Annotated in this window: 24 protein-coding genes; 18 read left to right on the forward strand and 6 right to left on the reverse strand. The window is 36.3% G+C overall.

Annotated elements, in window-relative coordinates; translation table 11 throughout:
• The first annotated feature begins 10 nt into the window (after window positions 1-10).
• Window positions 11-817 carry a hypothetical protein gene (locus tag M900_RS04525; protein ID WP_021273586.1) on the forward strand — a complete coding sequence of 269 codons (807 nt, stop codon included), beginning with the start codon at window positions 11-13 and terminating at the stop codon, window positions 815-817.
• Here M900_RS04525 and epmA read toward each other — a convergent pair.
• A complete protein-coding gene (epmA, locus tag M900_RS04530; RefSeq protein WP_021273728.1) occupies window positions 814-1,770 on the reverse strand; it encodes an EF-P lysine aminoacylase EpmA in 957 nt (318 codons plus the stop codon). The genes M900_RS04525 and epmA overlap by 4 nt on opposite strands.
• Window positions 1,771-1,854: 84 nt before the next feature.
• Between epmA and ftsY the strand changes: the two genes are divergently transcribed.
• From ftsY to M900_RS04555, 5 genes are all read left to right on the forward strand, one after another.
• On the forward strand, window positions 1,855-3,087 hold the full coding sequence (ftsY, locus tag M900_RS04535; protein WP_021273672.1) for a signal recognition particle-docking protein FtsY: 1,233 nt from the start codon (window positions 1,855-1,857) through the stop codon (window positions 3,085-3,087).
• 66 nt (window positions 3,088-3,153) lie between these two features.
• A complete protein-coding gene (gene zapA / locus M900_RS04540; RefSeq protein WP_021273766.1) occupies window positions 3,154-3,447 on the forward strand; it encodes a cell division protein ZapA in 294 nt (97 codons plus the stop codon).
• Complete coding sequence (locus M900_RS16960; protein WP_021273678.1) at window positions 3,447-4,019, forward strand: 5-formyltetrahydrofolate cyclo-ligase; 573 nt, start codon at window positions 3,447-3,449, stop codon at window positions 4,017-4,019. The genes zapA and M900_RS16960 overlap by 1 nt, the downstream gene beginning before the upstream one ends.
• A 9-nt stretch (window positions 4,020-4,028) precedes the next feature.
• Entirely contained in the window at window positions 4,029-5,588 is a 1,560-nt protein-coding gene (rny, locus tag M900_RS04550; RefSeq protein ID WP_021273760.1) for a ribonuclease Y, read from the forward strand.
• Window positions 5,589-5,618: 30 nt separating this feature from the next.
• Window positions 5,619-6,011, forward strand: a complete 393-nt coding sequence (locus M900_RS04555; RefSeq protein WP_021273751.1) for a hypothetical protein — start codon at window positions 5,619-5,621, stop codon at window positions 6,009-6,011.
• Here M900_RS04555 and M900_RS16965 read toward each other — a convergent pair.
• Window positions 5,991-6,983, reverse strand: coding sequence for a tRNA-dihydrouridine synthase (locus M900_RS16965; RefSeq protein ID WP_021273675.1), 993 nt, complete (start codon window positions 6,981-6,983; stop codon window positions 5,991-5,993). The genes M900_RS04555 and M900_RS16965 overlap by 21 nt on opposite strands.
• Before the next feature lie 64 nt (window positions 6,984-7,047).
• Between M900_RS16965 and M900_RS04565 the strand changes: the two genes are divergently transcribed.
• Genes M900_RS04565 through M900_RS04575 form a run of 3 tightly spaced genes read left to right on the forward strand, consistent with a single transcriptional unit; the run spans window position 7,048 to window position 8,731 of the window.
• Window positions 7,048-7,482, forward strand: coding sequence for an NUDIX domain-containing protein (locus tag M900_RS04565; RefSeq protein ID WP_198295941.1), 435 nt, complete (start codon window positions 7,048-7,050; stop codon window positions 7,480-7,482).
• Window positions 7,482-8,258: a hypothetical protein gene (locus tag M900_RS04570; protein WP_021273700.1), complete on the forward strand. Its 777-nt coding sequence runs from the start codon at window positions 7,482-7,484 to the stop codon at window positions 8,256-8,258. The genes M900_RS04565 and M900_RS04570 overlap by 1 nt, the downstream gene beginning before the upstream one ends.
• Window positions 8,255-8,731 (forward strand): hypothetical protein, encoded by a 477-nt coding sequence (locus tag M900_RS04575; RefSeq protein WP_034731317.1) that lies wholly within the window; start codon window positions 8,255-8,257, stop codon window positions 8,729-8,731. Before M900_RS04570 ends, M900_RS04575 begins: the two co-directional genes overlap by 4 nt.
• On the opposite strand, the gene M900_RS04580 is transcribed toward M900_RS04575, so the two are convergent.
• Complete coding sequence (locus M900_RS04580) at window positions 8,706-9,416, reverse strand: ABC transporter substrate-binding protein (protein WP_021273689.1); 711 nt, start codon at window positions 9,414-9,416, stop codon at window positions 8,706-8,708. The two genes, M900_RS04575 and M900_RS04580, sit on opposite strands and share 26 nt — an antisense overlap.
• A gap of 87 nt (window positions 9,417-9,503) precedes the next feature.
• Between M900_RS04580 and M900_RS04585 the strand changes: the two genes are divergently transcribed.
• From M900_RS04585 to M900_RS04595, 3 genes are all read left to right on the forward strand, one after another.
• Window positions 9,504-9,749 (forward strand): hypothetical protein, encoded by a 246-nt coding sequence (locus M900_RS04585; protein WP_021273707.1) that lies wholly within the window; start codon window positions 9,504-9,506, stop codon window positions 9,747-9,749.
• 15 nt (window positions 9,750-9,764) lie between these two features.
• Entirely contained in the window at window positions 9,765-11,027 is a 1,263-nt protein-coding gene (locus M900_RS04590) for a DUF3373 family protein (RefSeq protein WP_034731320.1), read from the forward strand.
• 204 nt (window positions 11,028-11,231) lie between these two features.
• Entirely contained in the window at window positions 11,232-12,572 is a 1,341-nt protein-coding gene (locus tag M900_RS04595) for a hemolysin family protein (protein WP_021273646.1), read from the forward strand.
• Here M900_RS04595 and M900_RS04600 read toward each other — a convergent pair.
• Window positions 12,569-13,399: a hypothetical protein gene (locus tag M900_RS04600; RefSeq protein WP_021273733.1), complete on the reverse strand. Its 831-nt coding sequence runs from the start codon at window positions 13,397-13,399 to the stop codon at window positions 12,569-12,571. The genes M900_RS04595 and M900_RS04600 overlap by 4 nt on opposite strands.
• Entirely contained in the window at window positions 13,392-16,007 is a 2,616-nt protein-coding gene (locus M900_RS04605) for an ankyrin repeat domain-containing protein (protein WP_021273724.1), read from the reverse strand. Before M900_RS04605 ends, M900_RS04600 begins: the two co-directional genes overlap by 8 nt.
• Window positions 16,008-16,126: 119 nt before the next feature.
• Between M900_RS04605 and M900_RS04610 the strand changes: the two genes are divergently transcribed.
• From M900_RS04610 to M900_RS04625, 4 genes are read left to right on the forward strand one after another with little or no spacing between them, the layout of a single operon-like run.
• Window positions 16,127-17,128 carry an NAD(P)/FAD-dependent oxidoreductase gene (locus M900_RS04610; protein WP_021273769.1) on the forward strand — a complete coding sequence of 334 codons (1,002 nt, stop codon included), beginning with the start codon at window positions 16,127-16,129 and terminating at the stop codon, window positions 17,126-17,128.
• The gene (locus M900_RS04615; RefSeq protein WP_021273598.1) at window positions 17,125-17,532 is read left to right on the forward strand and encodes a hypothetical protein; all 408 of its coding nucleotides are present in this window, start codon (window positions 17,125-17,127) and stop codon (window positions 17,530-17,532) included. The genes M900_RS04610 and M900_RS04615 overlap by 4 nt, the downstream gene beginning before the upstream one ends.
• Entirely contained in the window at window positions 17,529-18,470 is a 942-nt protein-coding gene (locus M900_RS04620; protein WP_021273764.1) for a hypothetical protein, read from the forward strand. The genes M900_RS04615 and M900_RS04620 overlap by 4 nt, the downstream gene beginning before the upstream one ends.
• On the forward strand, window positions 18,463-20,028 hold the full coding sequence (locus tag M900_RS04625) for a hypothetical protein (protein ID WP_021273654.1): 1,566 nt from the start codon (window positions 18,463-18,465) through the stop codon (window positions 20,026-20,028). The genes M900_RS04620 and M900_RS04625 overlap by 8 nt, the downstream gene beginning before the upstream one ends.
• On the opposite strand, the gene M900_RS04630 is transcribed toward M900_RS04625, so the two are convergent.
• Window positions 19,965-21,302, reverse strand: coding sequence for a DegT/DnrJ/EryC1/StrS family aminotransferase (locus M900_RS04630; RefSeq protein WP_034731324.1), 1,338 nt, complete (start codon window positions 21,300-21,302; stop codon window positions 19,965-19,967). The two genes, M900_RS04625 and M900_RS04630, sit on opposite strands and share 64 nt — an antisense overlap.
• Window positions 21,303-21,345: 43 nt before the next feature.
• Between M900_RS04630 and M900_RS04635 the strand changes: the two genes are divergently transcribed.
• Both M900_RS04635 and M900_RS04640 read left to right on the forward strand, forming a co-directional pair.
• Window positions 21,346-22,425, forward strand: a complete 1,080-nt coding sequence (locus M900_RS04635) for a radical SAM protein (RefSeq protein WP_021273723.1) — start codon at window positions 21,346-21,348, stop codon at window positions 22,423-22,425.
• A 197-nt stretch (window positions 22,426-22,622) separates the two neighbouring features.
• Window positions 22,623-24,590, forward strand: coding sequence for a type II secretion system protein (locus tag M900_RS04640; protein ID WP_021273596.1), 1,968 nt, complete (start codon window positions 22,623-22,625; stop codon window positions 24,588-24,590).

A 24,590-nucleotide genomic window follows, 5' to 3' on the forward strand; every position in this document is an offset into this window, starting at 1 on the left:
AGGAGTTTAAGTGAAAAGTATTTTTCTTGGTCTATTGATTTTAGTGAGCGTAAATTCCCATGCGCTTGATATGAATGAGCTTAAAGGGACATTGAAAAGTTTAACTGTAAAATTAATTGGTGAGGAGTACGCATCTAAAATTTTCGGTAAAGAAGATTCAGAGATGGAGTTACCTGCAATTCCAAAGATTATTTCAGACGCAACATCTACAGATATTTATAAGAAGAAAAAAGATAAAGTCACACTTAATTTAACTGAAGAGCAGATTAATGAATATAATGTGAGTTATATAAATGAACTTATCATGGCAACTAGAGAAGTTAAGGCCAATAGAGATGAACTGGGGAAATGGTTTAATACTTTATCCCAAGGAGCAACTCGAGAAGGAGTTTATCGAGCAATGGTCTTAGATGATTATTATCGTCGTTTAGAAAACTATAATGATTCACCATCGCGTGCCCTTGTTGATTTTGCGATCTCTTTTATGAGTCGTTATGTGAATCAGAAAGTTTCAGAAAAAACATTAGCCTCTTTAAATTTATATTCTATTAAAAGACTCGTGACTGAGAAGGCTCTTGATATTGCTGATACATACTTAATTTCGGATCGTGATGAAGACTTCTATGCTTGGTACGCTGTCCTTTCTGCTGACCTTGCCAAAAACTATCCTATATGGACAAATAAACTAAGATCACAAACAGATCCTAGTTCTCATCTATCTTGGGCGAAACGTGTTCCGAATCAATATGTTAAGTCAGAGATCATTATTAAAATGCACATGCTATTTAATAATCTTCAAAAGAGATCTACAAATTAATCCCAAAATGGATTACTAATTTTTGCAAGAGACATTAGAAGTCGTTCAACACCAAGTGCGATGCCTGCACTTGGTGGTAATCCCTTTTTCAGTGCAGAGTAGAGAACTGAAGCCTCAGGTAGCTCATAACCATAGAAATTTTGCTTCTCTTTTGCTTGCTCGGTAAAGCGCGCTCTTTGCTCTGATTCATCTGTTAATTCATTAAAGCAGTTACAAAGTTCAACACCACGAGAATAGATTTCAAATCTCTCACATACTCGAGGGTCAGATTCTTTTATGGTTGAAAGAGCCTTTAGTGGTGCAGGAAATTCATAGAGAAGTAAGAAGTCATACTCAACAAACTTAGGCTCAACTTCGTTTAGCATTAATAAGAAAAAGAGATCGTCCCATGTTAGTTGTTCTCTGGCGGCGAGATGAATTGTTTTGAATTCATTTTTAATAAGCTCATACAGATCGTCTTTGTTGAGATAGTCTAGGATATTAACTCCAACATACCTTTTAAAAGCTTGCGCCACTGTCATACGAGTGAATTTTACTTTTTCAAAATTTGTTGGAACTTGTTTACTTTTTAAAGAGTTGAGACAGTAAGAGAAGAGCTCTTCACAATCTTGCATGATCTGCTCATAGCGCTCATTACTTCGATACCATTCGAGCATTAAGAATTGTTTTCGGTGAGTGGTACTATCTGGCTCATCACGAAAGGCATAGCTTAGAGTGAAGATATTTTCGTAGCCTTCACTCAGAAGAGATTTCATATGGAACTCAGGGGAAGTATGAAGGTATAGATCTCTGTTTTGCTTTGCGTGAATACTGTGGAGTTGAAAAGGGTGAATATGGGTCTCCATGCCTGGATTTGTTACAACGGGAGGAGTGATTACTTCAAGAAAACTCTTCGAATTAAAATATTCTTTGATTGAATTTTGTATGATAAAAAGTGGCTCATATTTTTTCATAAGATAACTCGTACTTAACGCTTTGCGCTCTTTGTTTTTGTAGTTGAATATGACATAACAAGAGAAAATTTAAAAGGGTAAATAATGGTTGAATTGATTTCTACACTACAATCTTGGGTTGATGAAGCAGGACTTCATCTTGTGGTAACTGATACACATGCTTACGCTGCAATAGCTTTAATTGGATTAGTATTTCTTGCTGGTCTTTATTTAATTTTTAGAACCTCTTCAACTGATGTTGAAAAACAAATTGAGGAAGTGACTGAAGCTGTAAAAGCAGAAGTTTCAGCTCATGCCGAGATTGTTGACGTTGAAGAGTCACTTGATGCTCCGGCTCCAGTAGAGCTGAAAGAAGAAAAAGCACCTGAGCCACTGAAGACGCCAAAGCTTTCATGGAAAGACAGACTTGCGAAAGGGCTTAGTCAGTCTCGTACTGATGTTTGGGGGAAACTTGGCTCTCTTTTTGGGAAGGGAACAATTTCTGAAGATATCTTAGATGAGATTGAAGAAATTCTTTATGGAGCAGACCTCGGTCCAACAGTAACTTCTGAGCTAATTGAGGCCATTGAAAAAGAAGTTAAAAAAGGCGAGATGCAAGAATCTGATTTTAAGAATTTCATTAAAAAGTTTTTAACGGAACAGATGGGATCTATTCAAGAAAGTATTAATTCGGACCTATTTGAGTTCAATCCAGCGGATAAGAAACTCAAGGTTATTATGATCGTTGGCGTTAATGGTGCAGGGAAGACGACGACAATTGGAAAGCTTGCGACAAAACTTACAGCGCAAGGAGCAAAAGTTGTTGTTGGTGCTTGTGATACTTTTAGGGCCGCAGCGGTTGATCAGCTACAAGTTTGGTGTGACCGAGCAAATGCAACAATGATTCGAGCTAAAGAGGGAGCTAATCCAAGTGGTGTGGGTTACGATGCACTGCAGACGGCAATGAATGAGGAAGCAAATTACTGTATCCTCGACACAGCGGGCAGACTTCATACTGCTGGAAATCTAATGGAAGAGCTAACAAAGAGTAAGAATGTTCTTAAAAAGCTAGATGACTCAGCGCCTCACCATACTTTATTGGTTATTGATGCGATTACTGGACAGAATGCTTTAAGACAGGCCGAGGAATTTAATAAGGCACTAAACTTAACTGGTCTAATTTTTACTAAATGTGACGGATCTTCAAAAGCGGGGAGTGCGGTATCTATCGTTAAAAATCTCCAAGTTCCTATAACTTATATAGGAGTGGGTGAAAATGTTGAAGATTTAAACCAGTTCACCCTGGATGAGTACCTTGACGCTCTCGTTGGGAATTAAAAGCTCAATTGATACGTTGACGGTAGTAGTGCATAATATTAGAATCTTTATAGGACGGATATAAAGATGGAAGTTAAAGAATTTAATATTTTAGGGCACAGTATAAGACTTAAGGAAGTCGAAGACGAGACAGCTGTTTCACCAGATGAAATTGTTTCTTATGTAAACAATGAAGCTATAAAAATGAAGCAGGGAAACCCTAATCTAAAAGATTCACAAATCGCAGTGTTACTTGCGCTAAAATATGCGACTGATAAAGTAACACTCGAGAGAGAATATAAAGAAAGTATTACTGAGTTTGAAAAAATGGCTGAGGATGCTTTCAGGTTGATTGAGGAAGTAACACCATCGACTCACTGATGAAAACAAAAAGTGAGCTTCGAAAAGAGTGTAGAGAAATATTAAAAGAGCTCAGTAAAAATCAGGCGCTTTTAAGTTCTAAATCTCAAGAAATTACAGACCAAATATATTCACTACTTCTATCTAATAAAATTATCCACCTAAATTTAGGAGCTTATTATCCACTTGATGATGAGCCAGAGATTACAGATCTCTTTGTAAACAAAAACCTTGGAAGAATATCTTTTCCAAGTTTTGGTGAAGACACTGGCATGGTTTTTAAAATTGGCCAAGGTCATGAACTGAAGAAAAAAGAAATGTTTGGCCGAAGTTTTTTCGTACCAAGCGAAGATAGTGAGGAAGTGGTTCCTGAAATTCTATTGATACCTGGTTTGGCTTTTAGCAGAGACGGAGCAAGGTTAGGTAGAGGGAAAGGTTACTATGATCGTTATCTTGAAAATAAAAATTTGATAAAAATCGGCATCTGCTTTCATGAGCAATTAGTAGATGAGGTCCCAATGGAAGAGACAGACGTGAAAATGGACTTCGTCATAACTGATAAATTGCAATTGAAAGTTGAGAATAGAAAATAGGGAGAAAGAATGAATACTGAAGTAATACTGGCTTCTGTGCTTTTTCTGATCGTTGGTGTAATCGCAGGATTCGTTGTACGAGCAGGACAGGCTAAGAAAGAACTAGCAGAAAGAGAAAAGAAAGGTGACGAGATCATCGAAAAAGCTAAAGAGCAAGCTAAGGATATCAATTACAAGGCACGCAAAGAAGCGAAAGAATTAGCTCAAGAAATCAAAGAAGAAGCAGAGAAAGTTGCTGATAAAATGAAGAAAGAGCTTAACGAAGCTGAGAAAGATCTCAATAAGAAACAAGCTAAGCTAGAAACGAAGCTTGATGAAATTGAGGAAGCTAAGAAAAAAATTGATAAGAGAGAAGAAGAACTTAAAACGAAAGAACTTGAGATCTTCAAAGAAAAAGAAAGATACATTGTAAGACAAGAAGAATATGCAACTAAATTAACTGAAGTTGCGATGATGACTAAAGAACAAGCTAAAGAAGAACTTGTTAAGACGATGGAAGAAGAAGCCAAAGTTGAGTTTTCTAAAATGCTTATCAAAATGGAAGAAGAAGCAAAAGAGAACGCAGAAGATAAGTCTAAGAGAATTATCGGTATTGCGATTCAAAGATTTGCTGGTGAATATGTTGCGGAAAGAACAATTACTACAGTTGACCTTCCTTCTGACGATGTTAAAGGTCGTCTAATTGGTAGAGAAGGTAGAAATATTCGTGCTTTCGAGCAAATTTGTGGTGTTGATTTAATTATCGACGATACTCCTGAGCTAGTTGTTATCTCTTCTTTCAACGTTGTTAGACGTGAAATTGCAAAGAGAACAATTGAAAAACTAATTGCTGACGGACGTATCCACCCAGCAAAAGTTGAAGAATTCCACGAGAAGTCTAAAGCTGAATTTGAAAAGCACCTTCTAACTCTTGGTGAAAAAGCACAGATGGAAATTGGTGTTCACGGAATCCACCCAGAAATCTTAAAACTGATTGGGGCCCTGAACTACAGAACTTCATATACACAAAACCAATATCAGCACGCAATTGAAGCAGCATTTGTTGCTGGTGCAATGGCTTCTGAGATGGGATTAAATGTTAAGCAAGCAAGACGTGCAGGTCTTCTACATGACATCGGAAAAGTTCTTGATGCTTCGGCTGAAGGTTCTCACGCTGTTATCGGTGCAGACTTTGCTAAGAAATACGGAGAGTCTCCAGATATCGTTCACGCGATTAGAGCTCACCATGATGATGAAAAACCAGAATCAATCCTTGCTCATATTGTTGCAGCTGCGGATGCTCTTTCTGGTGCTCGTCCAGGTGCCCGTAAGGCCCTTACTGAATCATATGTTTCTCGTCTTACAGATATCGAGGAAATTGTTAACTCTTTCGAAGGTGTTTCGAAGTCTTATGCAATTTCTGGTGGTCGTGAAGTTAGAGTTTTCGTTGAAAACGATAAGGTTAACGATGAGCAAACTGTTATGCTTTCTCGTGAAATCGCTAGAAAAATTGAAGACGAAATGTCTTACCCAGGTACAATTAAAATTACAGTTGTACGTGAAACAAAATCAGTTGGCGTAGCCAAGTAGTGATATGGGTGCTTCGGCACCCTTTTTTTTATGGATAAGAAAAAGTATTACATCATTCTCTTTGTTTTATTTTTAATCGAAAGCCTTCTCGATTACTTCTTTGATATCCCACTCGAATATCATCTATCCTATCTCGTTCCATTAGTATTTTCTTTGTATCTGACACATCCAAATATCGAAGAATATAAAAAGAGTCCGAGGCGATTTTATAGCTTTTCACGAGCGCTTTTTGGCTTTCATAATTTTCTAAGCAAGAAATTTGAGGGGCATAAGTATCGCGATGTGATTGTGACATTTGTTCCAAGCTTCACATTTTTCTGTGTGCTCTTGCTATTACAAATGAACTTTCTTTTAATTCTTGCTTACTTGCTTGGAGTTGTGGTCTTTATTGGTTTTGAAAGATTATACAATAAGATTCGATAAATGATCTTTAAAATGTTCGAGTTTTTCGCTACGAAGAAACCTTCCGCGTACAGTTTCAAAGTCAGGGAAGTCATCAAAGATATACCTTGAAAAAGATTTAAATCGCTTAAGAATAATCTCTTCTTTAAGACCTTCGATTCTAAATTCTTTTTCTAGTTCATAGAAGTAAGTATCAAGATGTTGCTTTCTCTCTTCAAGAAGAAATTCTTCACTTAGAAAATGACTATTATCTTTGAACTGATCAAAGAGCGTTGCAAGCCATGGGGTTTTAAGAGCGCTTCGTCCTAACATTACTGCGTATGGATCACACTCATCAAAAATTCGAACAATATCTTCAACCGTCCAGATATCACCATTTCCAATGATTGGAATATTGCAGGCCTTAACGGCTTGCTTAATGTACTTCCAATCTGCAATTCCTTGGTAGAGTTGGTCTCTTGTTCGTGCATGAATTGTAATGGCCTCAACGCCTTCATCTTCGAGAAGTTTCAAAATATTTAAGAAGTTCAGATCATCTTTATAGCCAACACGAATTTTTGCAGTGAAGACACCTTTAAAACTTTCACGAATTTCTTTGATTATTACTCTCAGGGCATCAAGATCGGAGAGTAAGAATGCGCCACCATGGTGTGCATTAACTTTCTTTGATGGGCACCCAAGATTAAGATCAAGATGGTGATAACCAAGATCATTAATTATCGAAACCGTCTCTTTCGTTTGAGCACGGGCCGAAGTTAGAATCTGATATGAAGTTTTCTGGTAGAGCTTCTTATTTTCAAGGGCTCTTTTTCCATAGTGATTGTTGAGAGCTTCTGGATAAATATTCCCGACGCTAGGAACACGGAAAAAATCAGTACTAAAATAGTCCCATTCACTGAATGCTCTGCCAACAGCGAGTCTATATGCACCGTCAGTTACACCTTCCATCGGGGCGAAGAGTAGGGAATGTTTTTTAAATGGCAGATTTTCCATGGCTTCCCTTATAGACTATGCGCAACAAACTGGCCAACTTTTTAAAAAATGTGTAGAAAAGCACATGCGAAAATTTATCTCATTTGCCATGCCAATAAGAACTTCAAGAGAGGGGATAACGTTCTATTTTCAAGAGCGTAAAGAGGCTGGTGCACTTGATGGGAAGCTTGAGTTTCCAGGGGGGAAAATTGAGATAAATGAGAGCCCAGTTGAGGCCTGTATTCGCGAATTTGAAGAGGAAGTTGGTCCTAGAATTGCCGAGCCTCGCTTTCTTCAATTCTCAATAGATCAATTTGACTATGAAGACCGCCAGGTTCAACTATATTCCTTTTATTTAGAAGTAACTGATGAAGATCAGTTTACAGATAGCTTGATCTCAAAATTCATTCCTTTTGAAATGATGAAAAATGAGGTAATTAAATTAAATCTTCTTGATGCAAATTTTAGTATTGTGATGAAATTCTTGGAATTCAAGAAAAGTAATATAATAGGTGCTTAATGAATTATATTTTAGAGCTCTCAAAATTCTATCTTCTCTCAGTTGGCTTTGGAGTTTTTATCTTTGCTCCAGTAGCAAATTCAAAAATGACTGGTGGAGGTTTTCAAAAATTACTAACGACTGTTTGTCTAAGCTCGATTTTTGGCGCGATTATCTGTCATGTTGTAATGGGAAAGTCTCTCGCAAATATTGAAGGAGCAATTCTTGTTGTATCAAGTATTTGTCTTCTTTTTCATCGCCAATTACACAATACACACGATGAAAAAAATTCTCTTTTATGGCTTCTTTATGCAATTCCGGCAGCATTAGGAATTGTTGAATTTTATTTTTATCAAACATACACACTAAGAAACTACTTGTTCATCATGAGTTCTGCTTACTACTTAGGAGCGATTACATATGCGATGATCTTGGGGCACTGGTACCTTGTAACTCCAAAGTTAAGTGAGAAACCATTAAAAGTTGCAACACTTATTATGTGGGCAATCATGATTCCAAAGATCATTTGGAGCTTTTATGAAGCTTCGAATGCGAGTGCTTACCTTGAATTGGGTACTATGCTTGGAGGAGGGTATTCTTTTAACTGGATCATGTTTATCATGAGAGGTGTTTGGGGATACTTGGTAATTGGAGTAATGAGTTACTTCGGTTGGCGTCTTGTGTGCATGAGAAGTATTCAAAGTGCCACAGGTATTTATTATTCAATGACAATTTTTGTATTTATTGGAGAGCTAATCTCTAGTTATTTATTCTTTAAATTTGGACTACTAATATGATGGAGATTACTCTTACTTGTACTGAATGTGGATCAGGGATTTCAATCGCACCAACTCTGGATGCAAAGAGTTGCGAGTGTAAAATTTGTGGAAAAGAACATAATATATATTTTACACCAGAGCATTTTGATGGTGTTTTAAAAGATTGCCCATGCTGTCAGCGCCAAGACTTCTATAAGCAAAAAGATTTCAATAGAAAGTTAGGAGTGACATTATTCGTGACAGCTGCATTATTATCAGTTTGGATCTTTATGAGTCCCTATGCACCTTATGCAGTCGCTCCATTTCTTGTACTTTATGTTTTTGACTTTATTCTATTTAGAAAGCTTAAGCCGATTGGAATTTGCTATAAGTGTAATACAATCTTTAGGAATGTGACGAATATTCAAGATATCCATGATTTTAACCATGAGATGAATGATCGAATTGTTTATTCAGACCATGATTTTAAGGGTGAGCACCTCGATCACTAAGTTGTAATTTTCTGAGGCCCGCATTGAATTTATCTCTTAGTTCAAGTGAGCCTTTTTTCTTTTTTGGGAAAACCACATATAGTTTTTTTCTCTCAAGAATTGGCTCAAGAACTTTAAAGTCATGGCCCAAACCTTCTTTTTCTATCAAATAATCCATTACTTTTTTGTCAATGACAATGACATCAATTCTCTTGGCGATTAGTTTTTTGATATTATTAAGATCATCAAGAGCATTTTCCTTTGTGATTGTATTATTATCGTCGATGTATTCATTGTTGATGTAATTCTTAACGACTCCGATTTTATATTTAGTTAAAAAAGATAACTCTTTATAACTATCGAGAGGAAAATCTTTGCGTGCAACTAGCACAAGAGGTGTTTCGTAAAATGGTTCAGAGTAATAGAAGTCTTTGCTTCTCGCTTCACTATAATATTCCGGTCCAAGGGCATCAACAAGACCATTTGATGCTAGCATAAGGGCGCGAGACCATGGATAGAAATTAAACTCCGCTTTTACATTGACCTGTTTGAAAATCTTTTTCACAAGTATATTACTCTCGTTGAACTTGTCAGTAAGAGCTGAAGTGTACGGAGGCCACTCAAGTGTGGAGACCTTAACTACTTCTCCAGCTTGTGAAGGTAAAAATATTAGTAAAGCTAGTGTTGCTACAAGACTTTTCTTCATATCTTAAGCATAACATAACGTAATAAATTATTTACATTTAACAATAGCTTTTATTAAGATAACAAAAAAATATATGGAGGTTTTGGAATGAAGGAATTGTTAGTTTTTCTTAGCATTTGTTCGTTGTCTTCACTTGCAGGGATCAAAGAGGACTTTGTGGAGCAAGTGAAAAAAGAATGTGGCAAATCTGAGGATGAGGCTTCTGCCTTAGCTACGCCAGGTAGAGCTGGAAATGTAATTAAATACAAACTGTGCCCACAGAATCCAGTTGTAGTTTCTGAGGATTGTAAGCTTAGTTGCTCAGCTTCTGCTGGGAATGTTGTAGGTAATTAAATAAGGAAAAGTATGATGAAAAAATTATTTGTAATTGTTCTTTCGGTAACAAGCATTTATGCGCAGGTTACGAAAAAAGAGATTAATGATATTCAGTCTCGATTAGAGGAACTGGAGCTTGTAAACTATACTAGGAATTTTTCAATTTCTGGTCAGTTGATTAATATGTATGAAGCATATGAAAAGAAAAAAACAACGGATATCTCAACTGGAGCGACAGAGAAAGATGAAGTTAATGTTTATGCAACAATTGCGTCTCTTGACGTTAATTATGATGTGAATGATAGGATCAATTTTTATTCAACATTGGGAATGTCTAAGTTTTGGAATAACGAAGGACGCGATGGTGATGCAGAAGATTACTGGAATAAGTCTAATCAGGGAAGTTTAGGTTATCAGGGATCAACAGCTCGCTTTGATAAAGTGTTTTTTACGTATACACCTAATGAATATTACAATTTTGCTATTGGAAGAATGCCAACGAACTTCGGGCCACCTCAGCACCAGTTAGATGGGCAAGAGAGAAGTGGTACTTATCCAAGAATGGCATATAATTCAATATTTGACGGTGTTGCACTATCTATTAATTTAGCAAAATTTCTTCCAAAAGATCATAGTTTAAAATTAAAATTTTTCTACACTCCGTATATTAATATTGATAAATCAGACAGAACAAAGCAAAGGAAGACGCCTGCGGATACTTCTGGTAAGCCTGGGCCAAATGAGAAAGTTAAATCTGATACACTTCTATGGGCTTTTTTGGGAGAATACGAAGTTAAAAATCTTTCATGGGTAGACAGCTTAGAAATGTATATTTTCACATTGAACTATGAAGATTTCTGGTGGGAGTCATACAAAGATACTTATAGAGGATGGGGATATAATTGGACACTTGGGTTAAATGGAATTGCTAATACTGGCCTAAATTTTTGGATGAGCTTTATTGGTACAGACTGGCAAGCAAAAGCAAATAATAAGCACATTAATGGAGAAGGATATCTATTCAACTTAAATTATAAGTTTGATAGTACACATGTAGTTGGGGCCGAGTATCTTGTAACAAATAAGAACTACTATCTTGATGAATGGACGTATTTTAACATCGCTCCATTTTATAAGACATCAGATATGACTGGATATCATTTATACTGGTCAATGCCTATATATGATAACTTAAGAATGCGATTAGGTACGTATCAATACGAAGTTTCACACTCTGATTATTATAATAAGCAAGAGGGGAGCTCGTACTATGCAATGGTAAAATTAAGCTTCTAATTACAAATACTTAGGGTCACGGTTACGTGATCCTAAGTAAACTACGTTTCTGGCTATAGACTAAAATCTTGAAATAGTGTAAAATAATGCTAAACTTAATTAATTTAAGACTAATTGTTAGTTAGGTTAAATAACAAGGAATTTAACATAGAACCCCCGCAGAAGCGTTTAAACGTTTTTTCAAAAACCCCAGGACATTATTAAATGGAGATAGACAGTTTTGAGATAGTCTCATTAACGGTATGCTTTTGTCTTTCTGGATTCTTTTCAGGATCAGAGGCAGTTTTACTATCAGTCAGTCATGATCGCGCAAGACAATTAATTGAAGAAGGTGGACCTAAAGGTAAGGCCCTTAGCTTTATGGTTGAAAAACCAAGCGAACTTTTAACGACAATTCTTGTTGGAAATAATATTGTAAATATTTTCGCATCTTCTCTAACCACAGTAATTGCGCAAAGAATTTTTGCAACTGATGCTATTAGTATTGCAGTAGGGGTAACAACTTTAATTATTCTAATCTTTGGTGAAATCATGCCAAAGACTTTTGCAAGAACTCATGCAGAATCTCTATCTGTTTTCACTATTCGTGTTCTACAGGTTTTCTACTATCTAACTTACCCAGTTATTAAGCTTATGGTTTGGGTTATCAATACAGTGCTTGGAGAAAATGCTCAACTTACCGGACGAGTGGTCACGAAAGACGATATTGAGTACATGATTCAAAAAGCGGAAAAAGAAAATACAATGGATGCTAAGCAGATCGATATGATTAACTCGATTCTTGAGTTTCCAAAAATTAAAGTAAAAGACATCATGATTCCTCGAAAGGAAGTAAAGTATATTCAGGTAAAAATGCAGTATAAAGAGATTATCAGTATAGTTAATCTCGATACGCACAGTCGCTACCCTGTTTGTGATGGAGAACTTGAAAATATAAAAGGTTTTCTTCATGTGAAATCACTTGCCTTTGTTAAAGATGAGGATAAGAAAGATTTTGATTTAATGAATTACCTCAAGGAACCGTTCTTTGTTTTCGAGCATATGAAAATTCAGGCTGTATTTGATCACATGAATAGAAAGAAAGTTCACCTTGCCCTTGTGAAAGATGAGAATGGACTGATCGTGGGTATTATTACCCTAGAAGATATTATCGAGGAAATCCTTGGGGAGATTCAAGATGAGCACGACCTTGATGAAGAAGAAGTTCTAAAAGAGTATATGGAAGTTGATTCTGAAGATGGAATTGTTGTTGATGGATCAATTTCTCTTAGAGAACTTTATAACGATTACGACATTAAAATTCCTTTAAATGATAATTATTCTACTCTAGCTGGCTTTGTACTGGATATGCTTGGAAATAACTTTCCTGAAGAAGGGCAGATTATCGTTTGGGAAGGATTAAGTTTCCATTTATTGAAAGTAGATGACTACGAAATTAGAGAAGTTCGTATCAAAGACGTTGATGGTGAAAAGCACTTATATTCTAAGCGTGAAGTTGTAGAATCAGCGTCACCGGAGCCAGAAGAACCAGAAGTTATTAACTAAGGATTTAAGAAGTTAAATACTTCCTTGCTGAATACTTTTGGTATCCAAACTTCAAGATAAAAAGTTTTCGAATTAAATTCTAGAGGTATCTTCATCACCACGCAATTTTGGAAGTGGTGATGGGCGCTACCTGCAACTTCAATTTTCTCTGATGGGAATTTATTATAAGGGTGAGCTAGGTAATCATGAAGCTTCACATCTTCAAAGTATTTGGAAGGAATATTTCCTGTAATAGCACTAAAAATAGGAGATAACTCTTTTTCACCCATTTCTTGGATGAAATCTTCAAAGAACGACTCAGCTCCACCAATAACAAATGAGAAAAAAGAATTACTAAGCTCAAATGTTTGAAAATAATTCATTTGATTTAAAAAAGTTTGTGGTGAATCATCTAGGGATAATTCGCCACGCTTGAGTATGATTCCTTTCTTCGAAAAGAAATATTTCATTGTTTCATCCACATAACATTTAAGTAAACTCTCTACTCTAAGCTCTCGCTCTATGTTGTCGAGGAGTGTGATGTATTTGATCATATCTGTCGCAGGTAAAATATTACGATAACGATGATCACTAAGCTTGTTTAAAACTTTTTGATCTGCATCAAATACTTGAAGCGAATAAGATGAACTCTTTAAAATTGTAGAGACAAAGTTAATAAGATCAAGGAGTTCGTCAGTTGGGGAGTCAAGTGGAGCCAGGTTTAAAAGAATATGCTTCGGGCTTTCAAGGTACCCTGACAAAGCTTTAGTTATGTCAGTATGATTCTCTCGAAATAAAGTGATGGCATCAAATTTTTTGTTGGTAATTTTTAAAAGAGCATCATTCATCTTTCTTTATCCTTGAGGCTACGATTTTTCCGAGAATCATAAAGGCTTTTTTCTGTTTCATCGTCTTGGCTAAGTCTAATGCTGTTTTTCCACGGAAGTTTTTTTCAATAGGATCTTGCCCTAGCATAATAAGAAGCTTGATAGAGTTTAAGGCTCCTACAGATGCTGCTTGCATTAGGAGAGTATTGCCTTTGATTTTAGTGTCAATACTTGCAGAGTTATCAATGAGGATACGAGCACAATCTGCACGGTCTGCCTCAATTGCCAGTGACAGTGCTGTGTGACCATCAGTTCTTTTCTCGTCAATATTGCGAACTTTGTGAGCGAGATAATCAACAACTTCAGTATGTCCATTAAGCGAGGCAATCATTAGACAAGATAAACCTTTTGTGTCTTTGATTTCATAATCTGCTCCCTGGAGAATGAGTTTCTTTAAAAGTGCAACTTGACCCTTCTCCGAAGCTATCCAGCATAGGGTTTGTCCCTTGGCATTTTTCATGTTGGGATCAACAGCATTTTCGAGAACTTTTTGTTCTTGTTCTGTTAGTTCTTCAGTATTTTCCTCTTTTGACTTCTCATTCTCTTTCTCTTCTTGAGCATCAGAGGTTAGATGCTTAATGGCAATCACATCATTATTCTTATCTTCGTCTATAGATCCTTTGACGATATAACCATCGGTCTCTTTGTCATTTTTTGCTGATTTTACAGTATCATTTAGCCGGTCAAAGCTAGATTCTGATGCCGGTTCAGATCCTTCAGTTCTCTTAATATCTATAGAGTCTGACTGTTTGCCTGGAGTGAGAAGTTCAGGCCTTTTTATTTTTTCATTCTCAAGAATTTGGTGATTAGACTCACTGACTGTGATTTTTTCAGATTGTTGAACTTCTGGTGAACCGCTAATTATTCTCGCCTTCGAAGGCTCTTGTGGTGTTTCAGATCGACGAAGTTCCTTTGTCTCGTATGAAGGCTCGACTTCTTTGTTTACAGTAGTGATTTCTCCATACTCATCCTTAATAACGCGATCATCTGACTTAAGAATTCCAAAGGTGTCGTCCTCAACATTTTTATCCACAGTACGAATTTGACCATATTCATCTTTATATTCATCTTTGAAGCCATCTCGAAGATAAGTAATATTTTTCTTCTTGTCGAGAATGACTTTGTTTTGCTCATCTGTTGTACTGTCTGGCACTTGAAAAGAATTTTCATCTTCCTGTTCTTCGCCACCTTGTAAGTGTTTTACTTTCATGAAGTCATCTTCGACTTCATTGTTTGAACCCTCTTCAGATCTTTTGAGCTTTTGAATTACTATGTCTGATTCATGCTCATTACCTGATATAAATGAGCGATCTTCTTTAATGTGATCCGTTCCAGATAGTTTAGACGTTTCCCACGTTTTTTCAGAAATCCCTTCGACAGTTGTTCGCTCTTCTGGTGATACATCAGTATGTCCAGCTACTGTAGTGTTCTCATTTTGATTTTGCTCCAGATGATTACTAGAAAGTGGTCTTTCAATTTTTTCATTTTCTTTAACATTGATTTGATACTCGCCAACGTGAATTTTTTCTTGTTGGTGTGTTTTAATATCTTGTTGGCTTACTGTTATACTTTCGCGTTCAATAAGGCTTGGATCAGTTGACGTTACTGTCTGTCTTTCATTGTCTACTGAATTAGTATTCTCATTGCTCGTAATGCGATATATGTCCTCACTGGACTCTGGCTGGGATTCACTCTTTTCTGGAGTTGAGCGGTCTATAGAATAAGACGCCGTCTCAATTTCTTCCTTCGTTTTAATAGTGTCATCATAAGTAGAACCGTCTTCATAGATGATCTGATCTTTTTCATCTTCTGACTCGTGAACTATTTGATAGTCAAAACCATCTTGTTCAGCCTTTTCACGTAAGCTAGCTAAATGCTCCTTAATTGAGTAGCTTGCTGCTTGTTCCATTGTTGGTAATTGCTCTCGAATGACATCTGGAATGTCTGTTGGGCGTTCGTCAGCTGAGTCAGAATCAATGTTTTCATCTTTGATAGCATCAAACGTTTCATTTGCAACCTTGATCTCATTCTCTTTGTGCGCAACAAATGTTTGTTCCATTTTTTCTTCAATACCATCGTCCTCACTTGCGCTCATCATTTCTTTGAGCTCTTCTGGACTGAGGTGCATTACTGCCCACATTAGTGAATTAAAGCCATTGTTATCTTCTATGTCGCTGTCACTACCTTTACTCATGAGAAGTTTTACAAGTGGCATTTGCTTGAACTTAATCGCGTGCATAAGAGGAATTCGGCCCTTATGATCCTGCTGATTTAAGTTCACCCCAATGAGTGTTAGTAATTTAGCTCCTTCGTAAAATCCAGAGCGGCATGCATGATGAAGAGGAGAACGATTGAATTGATCAACACTATTGATATCGGCACCAAGTAAAACGAGTTGTTGAGAAATATGGAATTTACGGTATTGGAGTGCCTTGTGAAGTAGAGTTTCTTCACTGGAAAGCTTCTCGTTAATGTTTAAATCTCGCTTGATGTGATCGATTAAGACGGAAATAGCGTCATTTTCAACAGCATCAACCAAGATTTCTTGGGTTTGGGTATCAATAGTCATGATTATTCTCATAAATAAAATCGGTATCTTATGTGTCAATGTTTATCGCTCCATAGATATAATTGATTGGCGGCAACTATTTCCACCGCATATACTATGAGAAGCTAAGGAGCTGATGAATGAATAAAATTTATGAAATTGCAGTTGTTGGTGGTGGGGCTGCTGGAATTATGGCCACACTAAGAGGTGTTCTCAATAACGATGAAGTTTTATTATTTCCAGGTGATGGAAAAGATAAAAAGCGTTCACGTGCATTTTGGGTTTCTAAAGTAGAAAATATGCCAGGCTATCATGATTATAAAAAAGGTATTGATAACCCAAATAAGTCAACTATCGAATGGATAGAGCAAAGTCATTTCAAAGATAGGCTCACACAAGTTAAAAATGTTGGAGTAAGATCAATTACCAAAAGAGATGATTTTTTCGAAATAACCGATAGTAATGATCAGAAATATAAAGCAAAGTATGTCGTACTTTGTACTGGGATCATGGATGTTCAACCTCACTTTAATAATTCAATCAAAGAGATCTTCCCATATGCAAATGCACAAACCGTAGATTACTGTCTCCGTTGTGATGGACATCATGTACTTGGAAAACATACTTCAATCATTGGAAATACAAGCAGTGCAGCTTGGGTCGCTGTAATGCTAAAGGAAAGATATCAAACACCAAGTATGAGCATTCTCCTAAATGGTGCAAAGGCTGAATTTGATGATGATGTAAAAGAGTTAATTGATTTATATAAAATTGAAGTATTTGAGAGTGAGATTATAGAGGTTCTTGGTGACAAAAAAACGGGCGTGCTTGAAGGCTACCGTTTTAAAAGTGGGCGCCAACTCCAGAGTGAATTTACGTTTGTTTCACTTGGAACAATTGTTTATAATGAATTAGCGAAGGAAATTGGAGCTGAGATAGATAATCGAGGTTATGTCGTTACTGACTCTAAAGGAATGACAAGAGTTGAAAATTTCTATGTCGCTGGTGATATTAGAGCAGGCTTTAAAAAGCAAATTTATACTGCATGGGATATGGCCGTAGATACAGTTGATGACATCAATAGAAAAATTAGGGCAGAAAGGAGACATATTCTCCTTGAAAAAAAAAGGAATAAAAGTTGAAAATAATTATTTGTCTTGTTCTAAGTTCACTTATATATGCTGATTTTACAGGGGAATGGAGTGGTGAAGGTTATTTCTACTCAACTCGAAGAGAAGGTAAGTGTACTGAGGTTTTCTTTAAACTCGTAGAGACAGATAAGAATTTTGAGATAGTGACTGGTGGATATAATTGTTCATTTATGTCTGCAGAATATCCAAATTCGGTTTTTGAAAGAACTGGTGATAAATTATTTTATGAAGGTGATGAAGTGGGATATGTTAACGACAATACCCTTCATCTTTCTTATTATGATGGACTTTATCAAGTTGATCTAATACGAGACGGAAATGAGATTATATTTAAAGAACAGTGGAAAGACGATAGCTCTTCATTAGTAATTAAATCGAGTCTGAGTAAACTTTGAAAATAAAATATCTTGTTGTCATCTTACTAACTGGTCATTGCTTTGGTGGTGACCTTTCTAATAAATATCTAAAATTAATCGAACGGAAAAATGAGATTTCTACGACCGAAATAAAGAAGCTAGTTGGTAATAGAACTATCGTTTTTATTCCAGGAATTCTTTCTGAAACTGTGATTGAGGATTCTAGCCAAATAGTAAACTTCTCATATCTTATGGGCGATTACTTTAAGGAACAGTTAAACTGGTGTGCCACAGAGAAAATTAAATGCCAACGCATAATATTAGAGTCTGAAGCAAGTGTTGATGTGAATAGTCTGCAACTGAGAAAAAGTCTTTCCGATATTACTGGTGAACTAATAGTGATTTCTCACTCAAAAGGTGGACTTGAGTTTTTAAATGTACTTCTAAATGATGACGATATTCGTTTGAGAACACATGCGTGGATAGCAATGCAGTCGCCATTTAAAGGAGCAGTCGCAACGGAGATATTTTTAGATAATAAAATTCTTAAAAAAGGCGTCGAATGGCTCTTCTCATTTTTAGGGGGAAGCTCTGGAGGTGTTCAGTCAATCTCTGTCAAAGACCGTGAAGGTTATATTAAGTTGAACACTAAAATGATTGAAGAAAAATTACGTGATAAGAAATTTCTTCAGTATGGCTCATACATTAAAGATGAAGAAGGGGTCGAGACAATCCTAGGTTTTACGAGAGATTATATTATGGAAAGGAAGGGAAATAATGATGGCCTCGTAGAGCTTTCATCAACAACGTTAAATGTTGGTGATTTTGTCCATGAAGAGGGTGTCGATCACTTGTTACCAGTACTTAATCTTAAAAGATTAAAGCGAGTTACGCCGTTTGTTAGCAATAATAAGAATTGGAACTTAAATCGTGCTAAAATGTTAAAAAATCTACTATACATGGTTTTAAATGATTAAGAATTTGAAAACATTTATTACAATATTTGTAGGCGTTTACTTTCTATTTGCTCTCAAATATATGACTCAAAATCTCTTTCAGTATTTTGAGTATGATTACTTTAACTTAAGTAATGAGTTTTTAAATTTTTGGCATGGGCTAAGTCACTCGAAGCTATTGAGTCGCTTCGCCTTAATCGATCTCACATATATCAAAGGTCATATTTATAACAATAATGGAGCGCCTGTTTCACTACTATATGCAATATTGGGAGATTTTGCATTCGGCCCGATACTACTTGTGCTCGTTATATCTCTCCATCTTTTCAGTGTTAAATTACTTGCTGATGAAAATAAATATAATGGAAGCCGTGTAGTTCTGTTCTATTTTTTCTTTATTCCTGTTGTCGATTTGTTTTTTACAAAAATGTTTAGTTCAGAAATTGCGACATGGTATGCGCTTACATTCTTATCATGGGGAATTTTGTATCTCAGAAGAAATAAATATTTATTAAGTAGCTTTCTTTTTCTTTTAACTGTACTTACACGTTCCGAATATATTGTTATATGCTCACTTCTTGCTGGTGTGATGATATACAGTAGGAAGAGGGCCGTGGTTTTATATTTTGTCGGTATTGCTCTTATGTTTTATCGAAACTATATTTGGACTGGAGAGTTTCCATCTTTCGCAGATGGGCAAGGGCGTCTTCATGATGCATTGATTTCTTATTATGAGTTTTCCTTGCTTGATAGTCCTCGTTATCTCATGTCACGTATATGGTTTCATTTGAAGTCATTACTATTTTTTGATCCAAGCATGAATATTTTCTCATTCACTTCTGATGGTATGTTCTATTTAGGGACACCTTTAGCCCTTGTACTTTTCTACTGGTGGCTTCCATTGATTGGAAAAAGGGAGATTAAAAAAGTTGTAAGAGATTACAGATTGATCCTAGTATTTTGTCTCATTCAATTCTTTGCAATTGCAATTGCATCGGAGACCTTCTTTGTTCGTTATGCATATTCTTATCTCTTTGTGTTAATAACTATCTGTGCCTTTGCCGTTTCTAAACTAAGTAGAAAGCAATATCTGTTAGCGTTACTCGGACAGGTCGTTGTTCTGTTAATCTATAATATTAGTTTTAAGCCACTTGTATTTGAAAATGAAAAGCTGACCTCTAAAGCTATTAGAACGCTCTTAAGTGAAGGGGCACTTGATTCAAAACCATGGTCAAATAAAATTACAAATAGTTTATCGTGCAGAGATAAAACATTGACTGATCGCCTGGTGAAAGGAGTTGAGTTAGATAATGAGCACTGCTTTGTTGATGAACATTGGGTTTCGATCACTAGCGCTGTAGTGGGAAGCTGTACATATAGAATTGTATTTAAAACGGAAGAAGATTGCTCAAAGATTGAATATAAGAATAACTTTGGACAGAAAGGTTATCTGCAGCCAGGAATTATGTCGTCTTGTTATTACACCAATAAATTTAATAATTCCGTTGTAATTAGTCAGTTTGCGTTACCCGACAAAGGTGCGCGAGAAATTACAGAAATTTCTTTCAATTGCATGTAAATTTTATTTGTCACATTCGCAATTTTCTTAACATCATCATCTGTTGAAAACTCGTTTATTGGTATGAATAGAGTATCATATTTAATGCGTTCTGATATCTGCTTGTTAGTTTCTGAGAAATAACTGTGACAAAGAGGAAGACCATATGAAGAGATATCAACTCCATTTTTAAAGAATAGATTTTGAATGAGATCCCTTTTTCCATAAGTCTTTATAGGGATATGGTAGTACGTATTGTTCTCAAGAGTAAGGAAGTTCTTTGGAATAGCTTTCTTTGAGTCTTCACTTAATAAGTTAAGATATAGTTCTAAAATTTCTCTTCTCTTTCGGTTTCCTGATATTAGACGCTTGAGCATCTTCATATACAAAGATAGTTGTCCTTTACTTAGTGAAAAGAAGAAAAAGGAAGGAAAAGCTTCTCTGTGTGTAAACGAGTTTTCAAAAAAACGGTCTTGATTAATGGCCCTTGTGATTGTTCTCGCTTGCTCAAGCTTTGAGTAAGAGGAAGGAAATAGTATTTTAAATATACGTAGAGCGTAGTAAGTGGCAAAGCTAAAAATATATCTATTGCAAAAGAAATTGATTTTAAGACTGTCAATAATTTGGAATATAATCATTGATTTTTGAACTTTATTTCTGTCCTCATTCTTCGATTTTTCGTTTTTAATTTCATTTAATATGTATTGATCTTTGGTTGTAATAATCCCGCCAATAAGTGTTGATGCTGTTTTTCCTGTGGATAGTGATCCAATTGAGATGTCTGCAAATTTAAAGCAGTGCTCGTTGCCATAAGCCTGAGAGAAATCTTCGATGACGAAAATATTTCTATCCTTACAATACTTGTAGAGTGAAGATAATTCGGGGTCTATAGACCCACTTAGATGTGTGACTATAATCGCTAATACATCAGAGTCGAGACACTCTTTTGCATTCTGAATGTCAATACCATGAGTTTCCTCATCCATCTCAATGAATAATTCTTGGAGCTGATTTAAGCGAATGGCATTTATCGTGTCTGGAATTGTAATGGATGTTGTAACAATTCTTTTGCGATCAGGATAAATCTTTTTAATGGCACTCAACGCATAGTAAAGACCAATTCGAAATGAAGGTGAAAAAATAAATGATTGATTATTTGTTAAATTTTTCTTTGTTAAAGCTTCGATACTTAGATTGATTTCATCTGTTGATGAATTAAATGAAAAAATTGTATTGATGAGTAAATTTAATAACTCAGAGGTCTTGGCAAAATATCTACCTCTAGGGATTTTCATTTTAATGCTCGTTTTTATTTCGAAAATGATTTAGTCTAATTATATGATGTTTCTGTTGCAGTATTCAAGACCGATCTATTTCTTCCTTTCAAAGGTTTACGGTGTCTTCTTACGTGCGACCAATAATATCCTTAATCTTGCTCCTCTCCGAATAACACTCCATCCGACATCGCGATGTAACTTTAAGTGTTCTTACTGCCACGTCGCTACTGGACTAAATAATGACAAGGATCCAATTGAGCTTAGCGAGTGGATGAAGGTTGTTAGTAGAATCAGACCATTCTCGATTGTCAGTTTTACTGGTGGAGAGCCATTACTCTTTAAAAATATAGAATCACTTATTAAGAAGTCAAAAAAACGCCTATGCATGGTGACTCTTGTTACGAATGGAAGTCTTCTAACTCCAGAAAAGATAGATTCGCTTTATGAAAGTGGTTTAGATTATTTAATGATTTCGATCGACGGCTTTGAGAAAATCCATGATGAAAGTCGAGGCGTGCCAGGTTCATTTGCCAAGATCAAGAAAGCATTGGACTACATTGACCAAAAATATAATAATCGCTTGAGCGTTGGACTAAAGGTTGTTCTAAGTGAAACCTCAATAGAAGGGGTTTTCGAATTATTGGAATTTAGTAAGAAGCATCGTTGTGTTTCTGATGTTGCCTTTAACCTTATCTATGACAATGTTCCTAATGGTGCACTTTATTCATTTAGTGATCTTGAAAATGAAAACTTCTATGTGGGAAATACTTTTGAATATAGTGAAGAGGCAAAGCTGCGCCTTCAGCGATTTCTAAGCTCCAAAGAGGGGCGAGCGGTCAAGTCAGCATTTACATTAAAACTAAAAAATCAGAACGATTTACTCGACTATATTACTTCACCTCGATCATATGGTGTAAAAAAGTGCACTTTACCTTGGACAGATATCTCAGTTCTTCCTAATGGAGACATTACTTCATGCTTAAACTATAGACTTGGAAACGTTAAAGAGATCGATTATCAATTGGGAACTATAGTTAAAGCAAAGCGTACAAAGCTTTTTCAAAAATTCATGAAGATAAATCAATTCCTACCCGCATGTGAGGGTTGCCCACTAGCTCATTGTCATCAAGCTAAACGATGAAGCTTTTGCCTAAGGGTGCAAATAGCTAAATTTTCGATAAAATAGGTTGATAATGCCCATATTTTGTTGGCAGCAGGTATTTTGCTTACTTGCCTTAACTTGTTGAAATTTAGTGTTTTACAATTAAATTTGTTATTTTATTTTGTTTACTACGTCTTTAAAATATAATGAGAAGACATTGATATTTAGGAAAACCTATGAAAAAAGTAAATTTGTTCAAATCTTCAAGTGGTTTCACGCTAGCCGAGGTTATGATTTCGGCCGGGATTGTTGGGGTTATCTCAGTAGCTGTTATGCAGTTAACAGGAAACCTTTTTAAGTCGACAAGATATACAAACCAGTCGATGACTGCGAACTCTTTACGTGCGACTCTCTACACCTCACTAAGATCAAAAAATGCATGTCAGACAACATTTGCAGGAGCAGTAGTAACGGCAAACGCAAACCTTGCAAGCATTGCTGGGCCTGGTGGTGGGGCCGTCATTACATCTGGTGCCGTTTTTGGTGATCCAAATCTAACAGATGCTTCAGGACGTATCACTATTACTGATATTCATACAGAAAATTATCAAGCGAATGGCGCTGCTTATAGAAGTGATCCAACCCTTGGTGCTACAGATAGACAAAATGCAACGGTTGATCTTGTGGTTGTTTATAAGCGCGGGGATTATGAAAATAAAGCAACTACAGATGCTGATGAAAAAGCGAAAACTCTAGGGTCAATTACTAATGAGTTAAGAATCCCTGTTCAGCTAGTTCATGATACAGCTGGATCGGTAGTTACTTGTGATACTGAATCAAATACCTATACGAAAGCTCTATGTGACTCTCTTCAAGGTGAATTGAATACAGATGGTTTCTGTCGTCATATTACTGTAGAAGATGATCTCGCACCGAACTCTGATTATGCAGCTACATTTAAAGGTAATGTAAATATTGAAGCAAGTAATATAACTCCAACGGCAAATGATCTTAGGGTAGATGGTTCGGTTGGTATTGGCCGTGATCCAGTTGAGTATGCTGGACAGGGTGGATACATGGCCGTTAAAAACTCAATTGTTGTTGGTGCTTCTCCACTGGCTCCTCCTAATGTGACTGCCTATGAAGAACCAGGTGTTGGTTTCTTTAATAACTCGCTTGGTGTTGGGAGAGATGCTGATGCTGCAAAAGGTTCGATCACAGTAGGGGCTTCTATCGCAATCGGTTCAACTGTCGCTTATCCAGGTGGCGATGGAAACGCTTCAGTTCAAAAGTCATTAGGTGTTGGTGTTAATCCAGCGGCGCGCGCGGCTGGTGAAGCGCATATAAATAATTCGATTGGTGTTGGTTCTACCAGGCCACCGTTTGCAAATGCTGGTTCATTAAGAGCTGGTAGCTTAATTATTGATTCGGGGACATCTTTAGCGGACCCTGGAGCAGGTAATATCGTTGTTAGTGGTTATGTTCACATTCCAAATCAAACTGAAAGTCAGGCCAATACTCCAACTCATGCCGCAACAATGGGATGGGTCGCTAGAAAAATTGCAGATACAATTACACCAGCGATTGGAAACTTAACATCTGTTTATAATGATATCTTATCGTCTAATCCATCAGAAGTAGGATTTGCTCAAATATGTCAAGGAATGCAAATTCAAAGTGCTGATGGTTCATATACGGTAGGGGTCTACTCGGCGGGACGATGTAATTTTGACTTAAAACACTGTACCGAATCAGGTGTTTGTAATGCTGTTTATGCTGGAACTGGTGGGGTAACTTCAATTGGTAATATAACCTCTACAAATGGTAATATTACAGCCAATTTAGGTAATATTAGTGCTCCTAAAGCAGGTGCAACAATTTCAGCCCCGAACGGAACTGTGAGTGCTAATAGAGTATCAGCAGCAAGTCAGTTATGTTTGAACGGAAATTGTAAAAGTAATTGGGAGCAAATAAATATTGGGACTTCAAGCTGTGTTACGGTCTCTGCTGGAAATCAATGCTCTTCCGGATACTTTATCTCACGAATTAATACAACAACGACAACAGTTCAGTATGTTTCTAACGTAACTCCAAATTATTATAATGGTTCTGTTACTTCGGTATCGGTAGCTAAGTCGACATCACCTACACTCGTGACTGGATTTAGCTATTCTTGCTGTAAGGCCGTTAATTTAAACCCATAA

The organism is Bacteriovorax sp. Seq25_V (assembly GCF_000447795.1).
Taxonomy (GTDB): domain Bacteria; phylum Bdellovibrionota; class Bacteriovoracia; order Bacteriovoracales; family Bacteriovoracaceae; genus Halobacteriovorax_A.

Excerpts from the sequence above, each read along its gene's own strand:
- epmA (WP_021273728.1), bottom strand. The coding sequence starts at position 1,770 with ATGAAAAAATATGAGCCACTTTTTATCATACAAAATTCAATCAAAGAA.
- ftsY (WP_021273672.1), top strand. The coding sequence starts at position 1,855 with ATGGTTGAATTGATTTCTACACTACAATCTTGGGTTGATGAAGCAGGA.
- zapA (WP_021273766.1), top strand. The coding sequence starts at position 3,154 with ATGGAAGTTAAAGAATTTAATATTTTAGGGCACAGTATAAGACTTAAG.
- M900_RS16960 (WP_021273678.1), top strand. The coding sequence starts at position 3,447 with ATGAAAACAAAAAGTGAGCTTCGAAAAGAGTGTAGAGAAATATTAAAA.
- rny (WP_021273760.1), top strand. The coding sequence starts at position 4,029 with ATGAATACTGAAGTAATACTGGCTTCTGTGCTTTTTCTGATCGTTGGT.
- M900_RS04555 (WP_021273751.1), top strand. The coding sequence starts at position 5,619 with ATGGATAAGAAAAAGTATTACATCATTCTCTTTGTTTTATTTTTAATC.
- M900_RS16965 (WP_021273675.1), bottom strand. The coding sequence starts at position 6,983 with ATGGAAAATCTGCCATTTAAAAAACATTCCCTACTCTTCGCCCCGATG.
- M900_RS04565 (WP_198295941.1), top strand. The coding sequence starts at position 7,048 with ATGCGAAAATTTATCTCATTTGCCATGCCAATAAGAACTTCAAGAGAG.
- M900_RS04570 (WP_021273700.1), top strand. The coding sequence starts at position 7,482 with ATGAATTATATTTTAGAGCTCTCAAAATTCTATCTTCTCTCAGTTGGC.
- M900_RS04575 (WP_034731317.1), top strand. The coding sequence starts at position 8,255 with ATGATGGAGATTACTCTTACTTGTACTGAATGTGGATCAGGGATTTCA.
- M900_RS04580 (WP_021273689.1), bottom strand. The coding sequence starts at position 9,416 with ATGAAGAAAAGTCTTGTAGCAACACTAGCTTTACTAATATTTTTACCT.
- M900_RS04585 (WP_021273707.1), top strand. The coding sequence starts at position 9,504 with ATGAAGGAATTGTTAGTTTTTCTTAGCATTTGTTCGTTGTCTTCACTT.
- M900_RS04590 (WP_034731320.1), top strand. The coding sequence starts at position 9,765 with ATGAAAAAATTATTTGTAATTGTTCTTTCGGTAACAAGCATTTATGCG.
- M900_RS04595 (WP_021273646.1), top strand. The coding sequence starts at position 11,232 with ATGGAGATAGACAGTTTTGAGATAGTCTCATTAACGGTATGCTTTTGT.
- M900_RS04600 (WP_021273733.1), bottom strand. The coding sequence starts at position 13,399 with ATGAATGATGCTCTTTTAAAAATTACCAACAAAAAATTTGATGCCATC.
- M900_RS04605 (WP_021273724.1), bottom strand. The coding sequence starts at position 16,007 with ATGACTATTGATACCCAAACCCAAGAAATCTTGGTTGATGCTGTTGAA.
- M900_RS04610 (WP_021273769.1), top strand. The coding sequence starts at position 16,127 with ATGAATAAAATTTATGAAATTGCAGTTGTTGGTGGTGGGGCTGCTGGA.
- M900_RS04625 (WP_021273654.1), top strand. The coding sequence starts at position 18,463 with ATGATTAAGAATTTGAAAACATTTATTACAATATTTGTAGGCGTTTAC.
- M900_RS04630 (WP_034731324.1), bottom strand. The coding sequence starts at position 21,302 with ATGAAAATCCCTAGAGGTAGATATTTTGCCAAGACCTCTGAGTTATTA.
- M900_RS04635 (WP_021273723.1), top strand. The coding sequence starts at position 21,346 with ATGATGTTTCTGTTGCAGTATTCAAGACCGATCTATTTCTTCCTTTCA.
- M900_RS04640 (WP_021273596.1), top strand. The coding sequence starts at position 22,623 with ATGAAAAAAGTAAATTTGTTCAAATCTTCAAGTGGTTTCACGCTAGCC.